Source organism: Streptococcus cristatus, assembly GCF_963529205.1.
GTDB classification, from domain to species: Bacteria; Bacillota; Bacilli; order Lactobacillales; family Streptococcaceae; genus Streptococcus; species Streptococcus cristatus_O.
The window spans coordinates 19,962-38,201 of the sequence record NZ_CAURYF010000011.1 but is presented as its reverse complement, the minus strand read 5'-3'; the positions used below and the strand labels follow the sequence as shown (position 1 = coordinate 38,201).

The 18,240-nt window shown below is 40.3% G+C and carries 15 protein-coding genes, 1 pseudogene and 1 other annotated feature; of the genes and pseudogenes, 15 read left to right on the top strand and 1 reads right to left on the bottom strand.

Features of this window, described 5'->3' with window-relative positions:
* Positions 1 to 14: 14 nt before the first annotated feature.
* The 12 genes from ftsZ to RWS39_RS03795 all read left to right on the top strand — a co-directional run bounded on the left by ftsZ (position 15) and on the right by RWS39_RS03795 (position 13,338).
* Positions 15 to 1,280, top strand: a complete 1,266-nt coding sequence (gene ftsZ, locus RWS39_RS03850; protein WP_314480647.1) for a cell division protein FtsZ — start codon at positions 15 to 17, stop codon at positions 1,278 to 1,280.
* A gap of 4 nt (positions 1,281 to 1,284) precedes the next feature.
* Positions 1,285 to 1,956 carry a YggS family pyridoxal phosphate-dependent enzyme gene (locus tag RWS39_RS03845; protein WP_311164001.1) on the top strand — a complete coding sequence of 224 codons (672 nt, stop codon included), beginning with the start codon at positions 1,285 to 1,287 and terminating at the stop codon, positions 1,954 to 1,956.
* 9 nt (positions 1,957 to 1,965) lie between these two features.
* Positions 1,966 to 2,532, top strand: a complete 567-nt coding sequence (locus RWS39_RS03840) for a cell division protein SepF (RefSeq protein WP_297665761.1) — start codon at positions 1,966 to 1,968, stop codon at positions 2,530 to 2,532.
* Between the two features lie 3 nt (positions 2,533 to 2,535).
* Positions 2,536 to 2,811: a YggT family protein gene (locus RWS39_RS03835; protein WP_005590800.1), complete on the top strand. Its 276-nt coding sequence runs from the start codon at positions 2,536 to 2,538 to the stop codon at positions 2,809 to 2,811.
* Positions 2,805 to 3,590 (top strand): YlmH family RNA-binding protein, encoded by a 786-nt coding sequence (locus tag RWS39_RS03830; protein ID WP_314480644.1) that lies wholly within the window; start codon positions 2,805 to 2,807, stop codon positions 3,588 to 3,590. Before RWS39_RS03835 ends, RWS39_RS03830 begins: the two co-directional genes overlap by 7 nt.
* 9 nt (positions 3,591 to 3,599) lie before the next feature.
* On the top strand, positions 3,600 to 4,385 hold the full coding sequence (locus RWS39_RS03825) for a DivIVA domain-containing protein (RefSeq protein ID WP_314480641.1): 786 nt from the start codon (positions 3,600 to 3,602) through the stop codon (positions 4,383 to 4,385).
* Positions 4,382 to 4,585: a binding site (T-box leader), on the top strand. (Overlaps the previous gene by 4 nt.)
* Positions 4,586 to 4,637: 52 nt before the next feature.
* The gene (gene ileS / locus RWS39_RS03820; protein WP_314480638.1) at positions 4,638 to 7,430 is read left to right on the top strand and encodes an isoleucine--tRNA ligase; all 2,793 of its coding nucleotides are present in this window, start codon (positions 4,638 to 4,640) and stop codon (positions 7,428 to 7,430) included.
* Positions 7,431 to 7,619: 189 nt separating this feature from the next.
* Positions 7,620 to 8,072: an NUDIX domain-containing protein gene (locus RWS39_RS03815; protein ID WP_314480676.1), complete on the top strand. Its 453-nt coding sequence runs from the start codon at positions 7,620 to 7,622 to the stop codon at positions 8,070 to 8,072.
* Positions 8,073 to 8,171: 99 nt separating this feature from the next.
* Entirely contained in the window at positions 8,172 to 8,474 is a 303-nt protein-coding gene (locus tag RWS39_RS03810) for a DUF1827 family protein (protein WP_005590795.1), read from the top strand.
* A 274-nt stretch (positions 8,475 to 8,748) separates the two neighbouring features.
* Positions 8,749 to 9,873, top strand: a complete 1,125-nt coding sequence (locus RWS39_RS03805) for an AI-2E family transporter (protein ID WP_015605492.1) — start codon at positions 8,749 to 8,751, stop codon at positions 9,871 to 9,873.
* A gap of 387 nt (positions 9,874 to 10,260) precedes the next feature.
* Complete coding sequence (locus RWS39_RS03800; RefSeq protein ID WP_314480633.1) at positions 10,261 to 11,907, top strand: phosphoenolpyruvate carboxykinase (ATP); 1,647 nt, start codon at positions 10,261 to 10,263, stop codon at positions 11,905 to 11,907.
* A gap of 90 nt (positions 11,908 to 11,997) precedes the next feature.
* Positions 11,998 to 13,338 (top strand): hemolysin family protein, encoded by a 1,341-nt coding sequence (locus tag RWS39_RS03795; RefSeq protein WP_314480630.1) that lies wholly within the window; start codon positions 11,998 to 12,000, stop codon positions 13,336 to 13,338.
* A gap of 347 nt (positions 13,339 to 13,685) precedes the next feature.
* Here the strand turns inward: RWS39_RS03795 and RWS39_RS03790 are convergent.
* Positions 13,686 to 13,781, bottom strand: a pseudogene (locus tag RWS39_RS03790) (trehalose operon repressor); the annotation flags it as partial.
* A 503-nt stretch (positions 13,782 to 14,284) separates the two neighbouring features.
* Between RWS39_RS03790 and pflA the strand changes: the two are divergent.
* The 3 genes from pflA (at position 14,285) to secY2 (ending at position 18,237) form a co-directional block, all read left to right on the top strand.
* The gene (pflA, locus tag RWS39_RS03785; protein WP_314480627.1) at positions 14,285 to 15,082 is read left to right on the top strand and encodes a pyruvate formate-lyase-activating protein; all 798 of its coding nucleotides are present in this window, start codon (positions 14,285 to 14,287) and stop codon (positions 15,080 to 15,082) included.
* A 504-nt stretch (positions 15,083 to 15,586) separates the two neighbouring features.
* A complete protein-coding gene (locus tag RWS39_RS03780) occupies positions 15,587 to 16,810 on the top strand; it encodes a glycosyltransferase (RefSeq protein ID WP_314480625.1) in 1,224 nt (407 codons plus the stop codon).
* A gap of 167 nt (positions 16,811 to 16,977) precedes the next feature.
* Positions 16,978 to 18,237 carry an accessory Sec system protein translocase subunit SecY2 gene (secY2, locus tag RWS39_RS03775; protein WP_314480622.1) on the top strand — a complete coding sequence of 420 codons (1,260 nt, stop codon included), beginning with the start codon at positions 16,978 to 16,980 and terminating at the stop codon, positions 18,235 to 18,237.
* Positions 18,238 to 18,240 lie beyond the last annotated feature (3 nt).

Genomic DNA, 18,240 nt, shown 5'->3' with positions numbered 1-18,240 from the left:
AGAATAAATAGATTATGACATTTTCATTTGATGCGGCTGCAGCACAAGGCGCAGTCATTAAAGTAATCGGTGTCGGCGGTGGCGGCGGAAACGCTATTAACCGTATGATAGATGAAGGTCTTGCTGGTGTAGAATTTATCGCAGCAAATACAGATGTGCAAGCACTTAGCAGTGCAAAAGCAGAAACAGTTATCCAGCTTGGTCCTAAGTTGACTCGTGGTCTGGGTGCCGGAGGTCAACCTGAGGTTGGTCGAAAAGCAGCAGAAGAAAGCGAAGAAGTTTTGACAGAAGCCCTTCAAGGAGCAGACATGGTCTTTATCACTGCTGGTATGGGTGGTGGCTCTGGTACAGGTGCTGCACCAGTTATTGCTCGCATTGCTAAATCAGTAGGCGCCCTAACTGTAGCAGTCGTGACACGTCCATTTGGCTTTGAAGGAAGTAAACGTGGTAATTTTGCCGTTGAAGGAATCAATGAACTGCGTGAACATGTAGATACTCTTTTGATCATTTCAAACAACAACCTTTTGGAAATTGTTGACAAGAAAACTCCGCTTCTGGAAGCCTTGAGTGAAGCTGATAACGTATTGCGCCAAGGGGTTCAGGGTATTACTGACTTAATTACCAGCCCTGGCTTGATCAACCTTGACTTTGCAGACGTGAAGACTGTTATGGAAAACAAAGGTAATGCTTTGATGGGTATCGGTATCGGAAGCGGTGAAGAACGTGTTATCGAAGCAGCTCGCAAAGCTATCTACTCTCCACTTCTTGAGACAACTATTGACGGTGCAGAAGACGTGATCGTCAACGTTACTGGTGGCCTAGATATGACTTTGATTGAAGCAGAAGAAGCTTCTGAAATCGTTAATCAGGCAGCTGGTCATGGTGTCAACATCTGGCTCGGTACTTCTATTGATGAATCTATGAAGGATGAAATCCGTGTGACTGTTGTTGCAACAGGTGTTAAAGAAGATAAGGTTGATAAGGTAAGTGGATTGCAAGGTGTTAAACCTGCGAGCCGAGCTGAGCAAGTACGACCAGCACAATCATCTGCTCATTATGATCGAAACTTTGATATGACAGAAACAAGAGAAATGCCAACTCCTTCTCATCGCTCAACTCTAGAAACTTCTAGAGCTTCAGCCTTTGGAGACTGGGATTTACGTCGTGAATCAATCGTTCGTCAAGCAGAACCTGTGCCTTCTAGCCGTGTAGAGCGCTTTACAGATATTAAGGAAGAAGATGACGAACTTGAAACACCGCCATTCTTTAGAAATCGCTAATTAAATGGATTTTCAAGCAAATAAAGATTTAATTTTTCAAAATGTTGCTCAAATAGTTGAAAAAGAAAATCGATTGAAGGACTCCGTAAACATTATTGCGGTTACCAAGTATGTTGACTGTGAAACAGCGAAAAAACTCGTGGATACAGGAATCAAACATATTGGAGAAAATCGAGTAGATAAGTTTCTTGAAAAATATCATGCTTTAAAGGAAGAAAATCTTACTTGGCATTTGATTGGTAGTTTGCAGAGAAGGAAAGTAAAAGATGTGATCAACTATGTTGATTATTTCCATGCTTTAGACTCTGTCAAATTGGCTCAAGAAATCAACAAGCGAGCGGATCATGTGATTAATTGTTTCTTGCAAGTCAATATTTCAAAAGAAGAAAGCAAGCACGGTTTTTTAGTTGAAGAACTAGATAGTGTTTTACCAGAGCTTGTAGCCTTAGAAAATATTTGTATTGTTGGCCTGATGACCATGGCTCCACTCGAAGCTGATCATCAAGAGCTGAATCAGATTTTTTCAGAGGCACATCAGCTTCAATTAAACTTACAAAGCAAACAGTTAAAAAACATGCCCTTTTCTGATTTGAGTATGGGAATGAGCCGTGATTATCCAGAAGCGATTGCCAACGGCTCAACCTATGTCAGAATCGGAACAGCATTTTTTAAATAGGAAAGAACTATGTCATTAAAAGATAAATTTGATAAATTTATAGAATACTTTACAGAAGATGGAGAAAAGTCTGACTTACCAGTACAGCCTTTAGATGAATCTGATTCTGTTTTGAAGCAGGCAGAGGTCGAGCCGGTTCCAGTTGCATCAGCAAAGGAAAACGCACGTACTCGTTCAGCTTCTTCACAAGTCCAACAAAAGCCTGCAACGGAAAATATTACTAGATTGCATGCTCGCCAACAAGAACTGGCTCAGCATCGAGTGAAATCTAGTGAGAAGGTTACGATTGATGTTCGCTATCCGAAAAAATATGAGGAAGCAACAGAGGTTGTTGATTTACTTGTGGCGAATGAGAGTATCTTAATTGATTTTCAATATATGACAGAGGTACAAGCAAGACGTTGCTTGGATTATCTTGATGGAGCACGCTATGTTTTAGCTGGAAACTTGAGAAAAGTTGCTAGTACCATGTACTTACTTACTCCAATCAATGTTGTCGTCAATGTAGAAGATATTCGCCTTCCAAACGATGTGGATCTGAGTGAATACGATTTTGATATGAAACGCAGCAGATAATTAATGATTTATTTTATTTTAAAATTAGTTTCTAATCTAATTGATCTTTACTCTCTTCTCGTCTTCATCTATGCACTCTTGTCTTGGTTCCCTGGAGCTTACCAAACAGCCCTAGGAAGGCTTGTCGGTTCTCTGGTTGAACCATTTTTGCGTTTATTCCGCAGGTTACCTTTGCAGTTTGGTAGATTAGACTTTACTGTTCTGGTGGCACTTTTTGCCTTGAGAGTGCTTGATACCTTATTTCTACACTTCCTCGCTTCCTTGTTATTGCTATGGTAAACAATATCTATCAGCATTTTTCTCAGGATGATCAAGATTTTCTGGATAAAAGCATGGAATTGCTTCAAAGAGTAGAAAATCAATATAGCTATGAGACGACTGCTTTTTTGAATCCTCATCAGGTCAATATTCTCAAAAATTTGAGTAAGCAATATGATGTGCAAGTATTTGCTGGTTCAGATTATTTTCCAAGTGAGTTTGCTAAAGTGTTGATTGCACCTAGCTATTATCAATTAGAACTCGAAGATTTCGATGTGGTCTTGCTAGAGATTACCTATGCAAGTAAGTTCTACAAGGTAACTCATTCACAAATTATGGGAACTCTTTTGCATCAGCTAGGGATTGAGAGGCGGACGTTTGGCGATATCATCGTCGTGGATGACCATGCACAAGTATTTGTGGATAGAAGATTAGAAGAATATTTCATTACGAATGTTTCTAAAATAGCTAAAGTTCCAGTTCGGCTAAGAAGAGTTGATTTCAAAGATCAGTTACAAGATGCACCGGTGACTAAAACAACAGATGTTTTGGTCTCTAGTCTCAGATTGGATAAGCTGGTAGCGACAGTCTTTAAATTATCACGTAGTCAAGCTGTGGAACTAATCATGGGGAAGCAGGTAAAGCAGAACTACAGAACCATTGATAACCCTAGTCACCAGCTCTCTCTGGGGGATTTGATTAGCGTTAGGAAATATGGAAGATTTAAGATTTTAACAGAAAATGGTTTTTCCAAAAACGGGAAGCATAAACTAACAGTTGAATTATTACCTAGCAAATAAGGAGGAAATATGGCACTAACATCATTAGATATTAGAGATAAAGCTTTTTCGACCAAATTTAGAGGGTATGATATTGATGAAGTTGAAGAATTTCTTGATATCATTGTCAATGATTATGAGGAGCTAATCCGCGAGAATCATGAGAAAGAAGCAAAAATCCGCAATCTTGAAGAGCGTCTAATTTATTTTGATGAAATGAAAGATTCGCTCAGCCAATCTGTTTTGATTGCACAAGATACAGCAGAGCGGGTCAAGCAGGCAGCACAAGAACGTTCAGGAAATATTGTGCAGCAAGCAGAGCAAGATGCGCAACGTTTGTTAGATAGAGCTAAGTATAAGGCAAATGATATTCTTCGTCAGGCTACAGATAATGCGAAAAGAGTAGCTGTTGAGACAGAAGAATTAAAAAATAAAACACGCGTCTTCCATCAGCGCCTCAAATCGACGATTGAAAGTCAACTAAGTATTGTTGACTCTCCAGATTGGGAAGATATCCTTCGCCCGACTGCTACCTATCTTCAAACTAGTGATGAAGCCTTTAAAATGGTAGTTGAAGAAGCGCTTGGAGAAAAAGTTGAGCTAGAGGAAGAAGTGGATGTTACGCGCCAATTCTCACCTGAAGAATTAGCTGAATTGCAAGAAAGAATTGAGCAAGCAAATCGAGAATTGGCAGAAACTCAGACTCTTCAGACTATAGATGAAGAGCTGATCCAAGCACAACAGAAAGAAATTTTAGAATCTGGAGAACTTTCAGATTTGGATGAAGATTCTAAAGTTCAAGTAGATCTTTTATAAGTGCAGAAACACAAGGCAAATAAAATATTTTCAGCGAGCAGGTGGTGGTGAAAGACCTGTAATCCCTTTTGTTTGACTTATCATTCTGCTTCATCGTTTCTGAATCGAGTAAGAAACGACGTCTGCCTACGTTACAGGCTAAGAGGGACAGGCTTTTTCCTGTCTAAACAAAGGTGGTACCACGAATTTTCGTCCTTTCGGAGAAGTTTGTGGTTTTTTATTTTGAAAATTATAATGGAATAAGGAGACTAAATGAAACTCAAAGAAACCCTGAATCTTGGGAAAACTGCATTTCCAATGCGTGCTGGCCTTCCTACTAAAGAACCAATCTGGCAAAAAGAATGGGAAGAAGCAAAACTTTACCAACGTCGTCAAGAATTGAACCAAGGAAAACCACATTTCACCTTGCATGATGGCCCTCCGTATGCAAACGGAAATATCCACGTTGGACACGCGATGAACAAGATTTCTAAGGATATTATTGTTCGTTCAAAATCGATGTCAGGTTTTTATGCGCCTTATATTCCAGGTTGGGATACACATGGTCTGCCAATCGAGCAAGTTTTGGCAAAACAAGGTGTTAAACGCAAAGAAATGGACTTGGTTGAGTACTTGAAACTTTGCCGTGATTACGCTCTTTCTCAAGTTGATAAACAACGCGAAGACTTTAAACGTTTGGGTGTTTCTGGTGACTGGGAAAATCTATATGTGACCTTGACGCCTGACTATGAAGCTGCTCAAATCCGCGTCTTTGGTGAAATGGCTAAGAAAGGCTATATCTATCGCGGTGCTAAACCTGTCTACTGGTCATGGTCATCTGAGTCAGCCCTTGCAGAAGCAGAAATTGAATACCATGACTTGCTTTCAACTTCCCTTTACTATGCTAATCCCGTCAAAGACGGAAAAGGTGTCCTAGATACAGATACCTACATCGTTGTCTGGACCACTACGCCATTTACCATCACAGCTTCTCGTGGTTTGACAGTTGGCGCGGATATTGACTACGTAGTCGTACAACCTGCTGGTGAAGCTCGTAAGTTCGTGGTTGCTGCAGAATTGTTGAACAGCTTGTCTGAGAAATTTGGCTGGGCTGATGTTCAGGTCTTGGCGACCTATCGTGGGCAAGAATTGAACCACATCGTGACAAAGCACCCTTGGGATACAGCAGTAGATGAACTGGTAATCCTTGGTGACCACGTTACCACTGACTCAGGTACTGGTATCGTCCATACAGCCCCTGGTTTTGGTGAAGATGACTACAATGTCGGTGTTGCTAACGGCCTTGAAGTTGCTGTAACAGTAAACGAACGCGGGATTATGATGGCAAATGCAGGTGCTGAGTTCGAAGGTCAATTCTACGACAAGGTTATACCAACTGTTATCGAGAAACTTGGTAATCTTCTCCTTGCCCAAGAAGAAATCTCTCACTCATATCCATTTGACTGGCGTACCAAGAAACCAATCATCTGGCGCGCTGTTCCGCAATGGTTTGCCTCAGTTTCAAAATTCCGCCAAGAAATCTTGGATGAAATTGAAAAAGTGAAATTCCATTCAGAATGGGGTAAAGTGCGTCTTTACAATATGATTCGTGACCGTGGCGACTGGGTTATCTCTCGTCAACGTGCTTGGGGAGTTCCCCTTCCTATCTTCTATGCTGAAGACGGAACACCAATCATGACTGCTGAAACGATCGAGCACGTGGCTCAACTCTTTGAGGAACACGGTTCTATCATCTGGTGGGAACGTGATGCCAAAGACCTCTTGCCAGAAGGATTTAGCCACCCAGGTTCACCAAATGGCGAGTTCAAGAAAGAAACAGACATCATGGACGTATGGTTTGATTCAGGTTCATCATGGAATGGTGTTTTGGTAAATCGTCCAAATCTGACTTATCCAGCTGACCTTTATCTTGAAGGTTCTGACCAATACCGTGGTTGGTTCAACTCATCACTCATCACATCTGTTGCCAACCATGGCGTAGCGCCATACAAACAAATCTTGTCACAAGGATTTGCTCTTGACGGTAAGGGTGAAAAGATGTCCAAATCTCTTGGCAACACTATTGCTCCAAGTGATGTTGAAAAACAATTTGGTGCGGAAATCTTGCGTCTTTGGGTGACAAGTGTTGACTCAAGCAACGACGTGCGTATCTCTATGGATATCTTGAGCCAAGTCTCTGAAACTTACCGTAAGATCCGTAACACTCTTCGTTTCTTGATTGCTAACACATCTGACTTTAACCCAGCTGAGGATGCCGTGGCTTACGAAGAACTACGTTCCGTTGATAAGTACATGACTATTCGCTTTAACCAGCTTGTTAAGACCATTCGTGATGCTTATGCTGACTTTGAATTCTTAACCATCTACAAGGCCTTGGTAAACTTTATCAACGTTGACTTGTCAGCTTTCTACCTTGACTTCGCTAAAGACGTTGTCTACATCGAAGGTGCCAAATCACTCGAACGCCGTCAAATGCAGACTGTATTCTATGACATTCTTGTGAAAATCACCAAACTCTTGACACCAATCCTTCCTCACACTGCGGAAGAAATCTGGTCATATCTTGAGTTTGAAGCTGAAGACTTTGTTCAGTTGTCAGAATTGCCAGAAGCACAGACTTTCCCAAATCAAGAAGAAATCTTGGACACTTGGTCTGCCTTTATGGACTTCCGCAGCCAGGCTCAGAAAGCCTTGGAAGAAGCCCGCAATGAAAAGGTTATTGGGAAATCACTAGAAGCACACCTGACCGTCTATCCAAATGAAGTGGTGAAAACTCTTCTTGGAGCAGTGGACAGCAATGTAGCTCAACTTTTGATCGTGTCAGAATTGACCATCGCAGAGGGAGTAGCTCCAGAAGGTGCAGTTAGCTTTGAGGATGTTGCCTTTACAGTTGAACGCGCTGCAGGTGAAGTATGTGACCGTTGCCGTCGTATCGATCCAACTACTGCAGACCGTAGTTACCATGCAGTTATCTGTGACCACTGTGCAAGCATCGTAGAAGAAAACTTTGCGGAAGCAGTCGAAGAAGGATTTGAAGAAAAATAAGCCAGCCGAATCTTGTTGGATTTGACTGATAAGTAAAAGAAGTTCCGTCTCATTTGAGGCGGACTTTTTCACTTGAAAACTAAGGGCTTGACTTCTTTGTGGAAGCTGAAAAAATAAGTTCAAACTCTTGACAGGCTAGTATAAGTTTTTTATGATAGTAGTAAAGATTAGAAGGAATGAGGAAAGATGATGACACATCCAGTATTTGGATTTCATGAGGAAAATGTCGAATATGTGACGCGCTATGGAGTTTATGCAGTAATTCCGGATGAAAAGAAAGAAAATATTATTTTAGTGCAAGCTCCTAATGGCGCTTGGTTTCTTCCTGGAGGTCAAATGGAAGAAGGAGAAGACCAGCTGGCTACTCTCGAGCGGGAATTGCTGGAAGAGCTTGGTTTTAGCATCCAAGTAGGAGATTACTTTGGTCAAGCGGACGAATATTTTTATTCACGCCATCGGGACACGCATTTTTATAATCCAGCCTATATTTACGAAGCACTTTCGTATCAAGAAGTAGAAAGGCCACTGGAAGACTTTAATAATCTGGCATGGTTTCCTGTAGATCTTGCCATTGAAAAATTGAAACGTGGCAGCCATAAATGGGGAATTGAGCAGTGGAAGCGCAAATATCAGAATAACTAGCCTGCTATATTTAAAATGATATAAATTACAGGCAATCGTTCACAATTCCTGAAAAACGTGTTATAATAATAGCGACGATTTAAGGTAGGAGGCAAATGAATGAAGCTTATAAATACGACGAATACCCACGCAGAATTAGTAAAAAATCAGTTGGAAAGCACAGACGCAACGCTGGTAGAGGTTTACTCTGCTGGAAATAGCGATGTTATTTTCACAGAGGCCCCTAGCCATTACGAAATTCTCATTTCAAATAAGCATCGTGCGATACGAGAGCAAGAAATTGAAAAAATTAGAGAATTCTTTTTGAAACGAAAAATTGACCAAAAGAATATTGATGCCTCTGCCATTCGGACGATCTATGCTAATAGTCTGATTGAGATTTCAATCCCGATTAAGGGCTAATCATCTGCTTAAGATTTTAAACTTTTGTAACATTATCATTGCACCATTTGCTTCCTGATGGAAGTGATATCAAAGATCACTTGAAAGACCGTGCTTTTTAGCTCTTGCTTTCAGGTGATTTTTTACTTGTCTGATTTAGATTTTAAATTGCGTGATCTTTTCTGACTAGCCAAATTCTTCGAACTTAATAATGTTTCCATTTTTATTCTTTCTTTTATGAAATCACCTTTATTTTATGATAAATTATGGTAAAATAACTTGGAGGAGAGTAAAGATGTTTCATAAAAGTAAGTTAATGTTTTGGACCAGTGAAGTCTTGTTGCTGACGATTATCTTTTTTATCTGGCGCCAGATGGGAGATATGATTACGCCGGTGGTGAGCGTTATCAATACGATTTTAATTCCTTTTGTTATGGGAGGGTTTCTCTACTATATCACAAATCCTCTGGTGACACTGCTCGAAAAAAAGTTGAAGATTAATCGTATCTTTGGGATTTTAATCACTCTTTTCCTGCTGTTTGGCCTCGTGACAGTCGGAGTCATCTACCTCTTGCCAATTTTGATTAACCAGCTGTCCAGCTTGATTAATTCGACGCAAAATCTCTATTGGGAAATCCAGAGTTTTGTCAATCAATTATCCAAAAATCCTTTATTTAAGAGTTTAAATATTCAGTCTACTATCCAGCAACTCAATCTGTCCTATGTAGATATTCTGCAAAATATTTTAAATAGTGTTACCAATAGTCTGGGTAGTGTGGTGTCTGCTGTCATCAATACCCTCATGATTCTTATCATGACGCCGATTTTTTTGGTCTACTTCCTGATGGATGGACACAAGCTCCTACCAATGTTGGAGCGGACCGTTCTCAAGCGCGATAAGCTCAATATATCTAGTCTTTTGACCAATCTCAATGCGACCGTTGCCCGTTATATCAGTGGTATTTCGATAGATGCCTTGCTGATTGGGACCTTAGCTTATATTGGTTACAGTGTTATTGGACTCAAGTATGCCTTAGTCTTTGCTATTTTCTCGGCTTTGGCTAACTTGATCCCTTATGTGGGTCCTAGTATCGGCTTGATTCCCATGCTGATCACTTACTTTTTTACCGATCCTCATAAAATGTTGGTGGCCTTGATCTATATGTTGATTATCCAGCAGATTGATGGGAATATCCTTTATCCTCGTATTGTTGGGAGCGTTATGAAGGTGCACCCTATTACGATTATGGTTCTCTTGCTTCTTTCAAGTAATATCTATGGTATTATGGGCATGATTGTAGCGATTCCGACCTACTCTATCCTCAAGGAAATCGTGAAATTCCTTGCCAATCTTTATGATAATCACAAGGAAGCTCAGCAACAAAAGAAGAATGAAGAATTTGGTATTATAAAAAAATAGGAAAGTGGGACAGAAATCGCTAATTCGTTAGAATTCGATTTCGTCGTCTCACCTCCGCACAGTTGAGTAGGGCTATAAAAGCTGATGAAATCAGCGTAGTAGAGCCCACTCAACCACTGCGTCTTGCTCGACAATCCAAAGACAATTGAGGAGTCTGGGACAAAAAGATTTCAATTTTTAAAAATCTTAATTATTAAGCCCTTCAAATCTATAATTAAATGCAAAAAGCGAACAAAGCAGAATTCTGATTACCAGAAAACTAGTTTTGTTCGCTTTTTATATTTGAGGTCGGACTTTTGTCCAAAACTCTTTTTTACTGCATTTTTTATGGTGTATAATTGAATATTTATGCTAAAATAATAGTAATAGCATAAAGGAGGTATCATTATGGTAACACGTCGTAAATTTTCTCCGCAAGAAATAAGAAAAGATTCTTCTTATTTTTCGCCCTTGAAGACCATTGTAGAGACAGCCTTTTATGAGAATCAGGTGCAGGCAATCAAGACAGTAGAAGAAGCCTATCAGCTGGCTTCGGTAGCTGCTGGAACGGTTGTGCTGGACATGCCGGTGATTCATACTAAGGAGCTGGGACTTCCTTCTTATGCCCGCGTTTTATTGACTAATTCGGGGGCGGTTGTCGGCCGAACTGCCAAGGCTAGACGGATTTATGGCAGAGATCGTCAGGAAGACGAGCATTTGCTGTTTCTGGTTCGTAGTGCTGTTTACCAAGCACATCAGAGGACCTTTTATAAGGCAGATGCAGTCGTGGGGCTGGATGAGGACTTCATGGTTTGCGCCCACCTGATGGTGCCTCAGGAAGAAATCAACAATCTCTATTCTTGGCTTTTGAATTTCCAGATTTTGGATGAGGAATTTAAGAATCGCCTACGAGCTTCTAAAAAGTACGAGGAAAATGATATCTTTGTCTTTTTTGATCCTAAGTGGACGCATCCAGACTATCCAGAAGGTTTGGTTTACTTTGATACCAATCATAATTGCGCTGTTATTCTGGGCTTAAATTATTTCGGGGAGCTGAAAAAGGCAACCTTGACTTTGGCGTGGGGAACAGCTGCCAGAAATGGCTATGTTGCCTGCCACGGAGGTCTGAAAATTTTCAAGCAAAATACGGACAAAGAGGACTATGTTGCATCTTTCTTTGGACTGTCGGGTTCAGGAAAATCTACATTGACGCATGCTAAACATGACCATAAATATGACATCAAGGTTCTCCATGACGATGCCTTCATTATCTCGGTCAAGGATGGCTCCTCTATTGCCCTCGAACCGTCTTATTTTGACAAGACAAATGACTACCCTACGGGTCACAGTGAGCAGGATTTCTTTGTCACCGTGCAGAATTGTGGAGTGACGCTGGATGAAAATGGGCGGAAAAAGCTAGTAACAGAGGACATCCGCAATGGGAATGGACGGACTGTCAAATCGCGCTTTGCGACTCCAAATCGCGTAGACCGGATTGATGAGCCCATCAATGCTATCTTCTGGATTATGAAAGATGACTCTCTGCCGCCTCTGGTTAAGATCAATGATCCGCTGATGGCTTCCACAATGGGCTGCACCCTGATGACCAAGCGCTCCAACGCCGAGAATGTCACTGGCTTGCATGAAGACTTGGTTATTGAGCCTTATGCCAATCCTTTCCGAGTCTATCCATTGGTGGAAGATTATCGGAAATTCCGTCATTTATTTGAGTCGGGAGTTGCTTGCTACATTATCAATACTGGCTTTTATATGGGCAAAGGTATCTCAAAGGAAGTATCTTTAGACATTATCGAGCAGATTGTAGAGGGAAGGGCTCAATTTAAGCCTTTTGGTCCTTTGGAAGGTTTTGAATATCTGGATTATAAGGGTTATGCTGTTCCAAACTTTGACGACAAGTACAGACAGCTCATTCGTGAAAGAATGCAGGTCCGTTTAAACTTCCTATTGGCCTTTAATCAGAAATATCCCAAGACAGCCCTACCTGTTGGAGCTATTTCCCGGCTAGAAAAAGTCTTGCAGGACTTAGAGGATTAATCTGCAAAACGCTTTCCTATAAATCCTTGTGCACGAATCCCCAAAATATGTTATAATCAAAATTGATTATAATTTTTAGGAGAAGAATCCATGGAAGACCCTGGCAGTCAGAGTATTTTATTGCAAGCAATACTGCTATTTGTTTTAACCTTACTAAATGCCTTTTTCTCAGCTTCTGAGATGGCGATGGTGTCGCTCAATCGAGCTCGCGTCGAGCAGAAAGCCGAAGAAGGCGATGTCAAATACATTCGTTTATTAAAAGTTCTTGAAAGTCCCAATAACTTTCTGTCAACGATTCAGGTCGGTATCACCGTCATTAATATCCTGTCGGGGGCAAGCTTTGCGGATAATCTAGGGAAAATCTTTGCTTCTTGGATGGGTGATTCCAAAACGGCGCATGCAGTTGCTAGTTTCTTGGCACTTGCTCTTTTGACCTATATTTCCATTGTTTTGGGGGAGCTTTATCCTAAGAGAATTGCTATGAATCTCAAGGATAGTTTGGCGATTCGCACTGCGCCAGTGATTATCTTCCTAGGCAAAATCGTCAGTCCTTTCGTTTGGTTGCTTTCAGCTTCTACCAATCTTCTCAGTCAGATGACGCCGATGAAGTTTGATGATGCGGATGAAAAAATGACCCGAGATGAGATTGAGTACATGCTGACCAAGAGCGAGGAGACGCTGGATGCAGACGAAATCGAAATGTTGCAGGGGATTTTCTCGCTGGATGAAATGGTGGCGCGTGAACTCATGGTGCCACGGACAGATGCCTTTATGGTTGATATTCAGGATGATACCAAGGAAATCATCGAAAGTATCCTCAAGCAAAATTTCTCACGAATTCCTGTCTATGATGGCGATAAGGACAATGTGATCGGCTTGATTCATACCAAACGCTTGCTAAATGAAGCCTTCGCCAATGGATTCGACAATCTAAACCTCCGCAAGATTCTGCAAGAGCCACTCTTTGTACCTGAAACGATTTTTGTAGATGATTTGCTCAAATCTCTCCGGAATACCCAAAATCAAATGGCGATTCTGTTGGATGAGTATGGTGGTATGGCAGGTCTCGTGACGCTTGAAGACTTGCTAGAAGAAATCGTCGGTGAAATTGAAGATGAAACAGACAAGGTTGCTATCGAGGTTCATGAAATCGGTGAGAACACCTACATTGTTTTAGGAACGATGACCCTCAATGACTTTAATGAATATTTTGAAGTTGAAATCGATAGTGATGATGTGGATACTATTGCTGGTTATTATCTGACTGGTGTTGGAACCATTCCAAATCCAACAGAACGGCTCAGCTATGAAGTTGAAAGCCAGAATAAAAAACTGATTTTGACCAATGACAAGGTTAAAAATGGCCGTGTCACCAAGGTGAAAGTGGAAATATCTGAAATGATTGAAGAAGATGAAGAAGCTGAAAAATAAATTCAGCTTCTTTTGTTTTAGGTTTTCCGCAAGATTTTTATAAGGAATGCTTAAGCTAAAAGTCTTATACTAGTCCCAACAAATAAGAAATGAGGGCAGTCCAATGACATATAAAGTAACCTATCAGAAATCATTCATTCGCTCCAAGCTAAACGAAGTAGCCTAACCAGTACTAGCAATAGAAGCAAGAAATAGATTCTCGTATCAACATTTCATACATTTTTCATATCATCTCCTAAATATAAACAACGTATAAAACTAAAAACAAACCAAAGAACAGGAAAACTCCTCTGCTCGCTAGATTTTAGCTGACAGAGGAGATTTTTTATATTTGCTGAATAGAATCCTCATTCTTTTTGCCGAGTAGCAAAATCCACAAAGCGAAATTTATCTAGTTTGTGCCGGCTCTCCGTGTATTGAAACTGGCGGCCATCGGAGAGATAGGAGATAGAGCATTTTTAGATATTATCAAATTAGGCAGGTGCTGATTTCGAATTATGAGGAGCCAACGGTAACAACGACCATGAATCTGCAGCCATACTAAACCTTGGCTATTCTGGTAAAATAATGATTAAAACCAGCTTAAGCTTCTTTTAAGTATGGTGCAGTATACTAGAAACATCAAATGAAGACCTCTTAACTTTATTTGATAGAAGGAGTCCTTTAGTTTAACAGATGAGCAGCTGTTATAGCTATAGTTCCGCACCTTTTTTTCATAACAATCTCCGAAAAGGTCGCCTCTAGGGCGGCTTTTTTTATGGAGAAAGATGGAAACGGAGAGTAGTAGTTTTTAGAAAAACTGAAAAACTCTATCTGTTGTAACACAATGAAAATGAAATTGAAAAACAGTTTGTTTTCTAAAAAATAGGCAGAATCTATCTATTTTTAGTCAAATCGTGGTATAATGTAGTTATAGTAAAACGTTTTCAGGTACAAGAGGATTATTATGGTTGAAGAAGCGATTGATTATGGGAAAGTAACGGGAATGGTGCACTCTACGGAGAGTTTTGGAGCAGTGGATGGACCAGGTATCCGCTTCATCGTCTTTTTACAGGGCTGTCATATGCGTTGTCAATATTGCCACAATCCAGATACTTGGGAGATGGAGACTAACAAGTCTCAACTGCGGACTGTGGATGATATCCTACAAGAAGCCCTTCGTTACAAAGGTTTCTGGGGTAATAAAGGTGGTATTACCGTCAGCGGGGGAGAAGCCCTTCTGCAAATCGACTTTCTGATTGCTTTCTTTACCAAGGCCAAAGAGCTGGGGATTCATTGTACGCTGGATACTTGCGCCCTGCCTTTTAGAAATACGCCTCGTTATCTAGAAAAGTTTAATAAACTGATGGCGGTGACGGATTTGGTTTTGCTGGATATCAAGGAAATTAATGAGGCGCAGCATAGGATCGTGACTACCCAGACCAATAAAAACATCTTGGCCTGTGCAAAATATCTCTCAGATATTGGAAAGCCAGTGTGGATTCGACACGTTCTGGTGCCAGGCTTAACAGACCGTGATGAGGACTTGATTGAGCTAGGTAAGTTTGTCAAAACACTCAAGAACGTTGATAAGTTTGAAATCCTTCCTTACCATACTATGGGAGAATTTAAGTGGCGGGAGCTGGGCATTCCTTATTCACTGGAAGGTGTGAAGCCACCGACTGCTGACCGGGTCAAGAATGCCAAGGAATTGATGCATACAGAATCTTACACCGAATACATGAATCGAGTGCATAATAACTAAGTGATGTAAGTAGGGTAAGATGAGGCTGGGACAAAAGTCCTAGCCTCTCAATTGTCTTTGGATTGTCGAGCAAGACGCAGTGGTTGAATGGGCTCTATTACGCTGATTTCATCAGCCTTTATAGCCCTACTCAACTGTGCGGAGGTGGGACGACGAAATCGAATTCTAACGAATTACCGATTTCTATCCCACTCTCATTTTTCTCAAGAAAATATCTATTAATTTTTTGGGATGGCCTAATTTTATAAAATTTGATAGCATGATCAGCACCTATTTAAATACGTTACAGGTGGCGTCTGTCTGATTTTAAAAGGATGAATATATTAGAAGCGCTTATAGCAAGCTTTCTTCTTTTTGCCTGCTTAGCTTTCACCTCTCTTTTAAGGCTAGAAAAGTTAGGTCTAGCTTCCAAGAAGGCGTTTGAATAAAGGCGGAATTTATGGTATAATGAGCCCTAATAGTGATCTTTTTAGAGAATATCATAAACATAGTAGGAGTAGTATTTTGGGAAATAAAAAAGCCATTGTGGTTTCAGGAGATTATGGGTATATCAGACAGATTGAAACGACCATAAAATCTCTTTGCTGTCATCATAAAAATTTAGATATTTATGTTTTCAATCAGGACATTCCTCAAGAATGGTTTTACTATACGCGTCAGAAGGTAGAAGCAGCTGGTAGTCAGTTGAACGATGTGAAATTGTTTAATGATCAGATTGACGATCAGGTGAAATCGAAATGGGAAGCTGGAACTTATGCTCACATCAACTACATGGCTTACGGGCGCTATTTTATACCGAATTATGTTGAAGCAGATAGAGTCTTATATTTAGATTGTGATATTGTTGTGACACGAAATCTGGATCATCTTTTTGAGATGGATCTGGAAGATTATTATGTAGCAACGATTCGCGCGACGTATGGAGTAGGCTTGGGCTTTAATTCTGGAGTGATGCTCATCAATAATAAGCGTTGGCGTGAAGAAAACATGGCTCAGCAATTGGTCGAGTTGACAGATAGAGAATTAGCCAATTTTACTGAAGGTGATCAGTCCATCTTGAATTTGATGTTTGAGGGCAAAAAACTTGATTTGGAAGATACTTACAATTTTCAAATCGGCTTTGACATGGGAGCTGCGCTAGATAAGCATGACTGGATTTTCGAAATTCCGCTTTCCCCACTGCCTGCTGTTCTGCATTATATTTCTGGTCAAAAACCATGGAACACTGTTTCTAACATGCGTCTGCGTGAAGTATGGTGGTTTTACAATACTCTTGATTGGTCGACCATTATCGAGACAGATGAATTTGGTATCGAGAAAGCTATTAAACAGAGGGATGAAGGCTTTGCTCTCCACTGCGTAACCTTGACTAACTCGGATAGGTTAGAGGGAATTGAATATTTAGTGAAAGCATTGCCAAACTGCCTGTTTCATATTGCTGCCTACACACAGATGTCTGATAAGTTACTCAAACTGATGGCTTATGAAAATGTTCGCTTGCACCCTGTGATTTTACCCTATCCTTTAAGAGATCTACTTGCGAGCAGTGATATTTATCTAGATATCAATCATGACCAGAAATTCGACAATGTGATTAGGGAGTTTCAAGAGTCTGGTAAGCCTGTCTACGCCTTTGATAATGTTCAAACAGAAGGGGTTTCAGAGCAAGTATTCTCACATGAGAATTATCAGGAAATGGTGGAAAAAATTCGATCAGATTTTAATTAAATGACGAATTGCCCCACATTTTGTAATCGAAATAGAGAAAGCAAGTTGATTCCTTATCTATAATTCTATGGAATGGGCTTGCTTTCTTAAGTCTTTGACTTAAAAGACAAGTTTATGTATGAAAAGAGGGCTCTGGGCAAGTCCACAATGCAAATAAAGGATAATAAATGGAGCACTTTGGTCTTAAGAAAAAGAAGCGTCAGAATATTTTTAGAAAGAGAATCTTCTTTACCCTATTCATCATTACTATTTATATATTAGGAAGACATATCTTGCTTCCAGGCTACAATGGCAGTATGGAAGCTTTTCGGGTAAAGGAAGACAATCCCTTGGCCGCTTTGTATTTGCTGGCAGGAATTGATGTTTCTCAGATTTCAGTATTTTCTTTGGGCCTAGGGCCTTGGATTACGACCATGATTGTATGGCAAGTCATGAACCTAAAGAAAAGCTGGAATATACAATCTTGGTCTCTTAAAAAAACAGATTTCTTTCAAAAAATCCTAACCTTGTTCTTTGCGATTGTGCAGGGACTAGCCATTATGTACACCGCTTATAGAGGAAATGGTCGCTTTCTACTTCTCGTGGATGATTGGCTCTATAATCTAGCAGTTTTACTCACAGTTGTGACAGGCAGTTTTATCATTATTTGGTTGTCAAGTCTTAATACTCGTAAAGGAGTGGGAGGGTCAACCATTATTATCATTTCAGGGATTTTACTCCAGTTTGCTGACCAATTAATAGTCTTGCTTGGGAAATCCTTGTCTTCTGTCCGAGGAGGAATGATTTTAGTTGTGGCTCTATTGGCCTATCTTCTCTTGACCTTTGTTGCTGTCGTATGTGAGAAAGCCGAGATACGTCTGCCTCTCAATCGGATCATGTTAAGCAGTCGCTATTATGATAAATCTTATTTGCCAATTAAGTTCATTCCTTCTGGTGGAATGCCCATTATGTATGCAACAAGTGTCTTGATGTTGTTCCAATTATTACTAGACTGGACGGGAAAAAGATTTTCAGTAAAAATTGGAAATGTATTTGACTTTACAAAACCTTTGAGTCTCCTTATTTATCTAGTTGCAATTTACCTCTTGGCTATTTTGTTTGCTTATATCAATTTGGAACCGGAAGAGACAGCGAAACGCTTGCAGCGTCAGGGTGAGTATTTTGACTATATTCAGCCTGGGAAAGAAACCTTAAAAGTGTTAAAACACTATATTTCTTTGCAATCAAATATAGGAGCTATCTATCTCATCTTGTATGTCGGCCTGCCCTATTTTATTAATTTCTTCTTGCCTTTACCAAGTTTCTTTTTGACCTTGCCAAGCACACTAGTCATTTTGATCAGCATGCTCTTGCCCTTGCGTGAAGAAATACGAATCTTAAGAATCGGGACTTATTATCATAAAGAACTAGAAGTAAAAGGAGAATAGAGG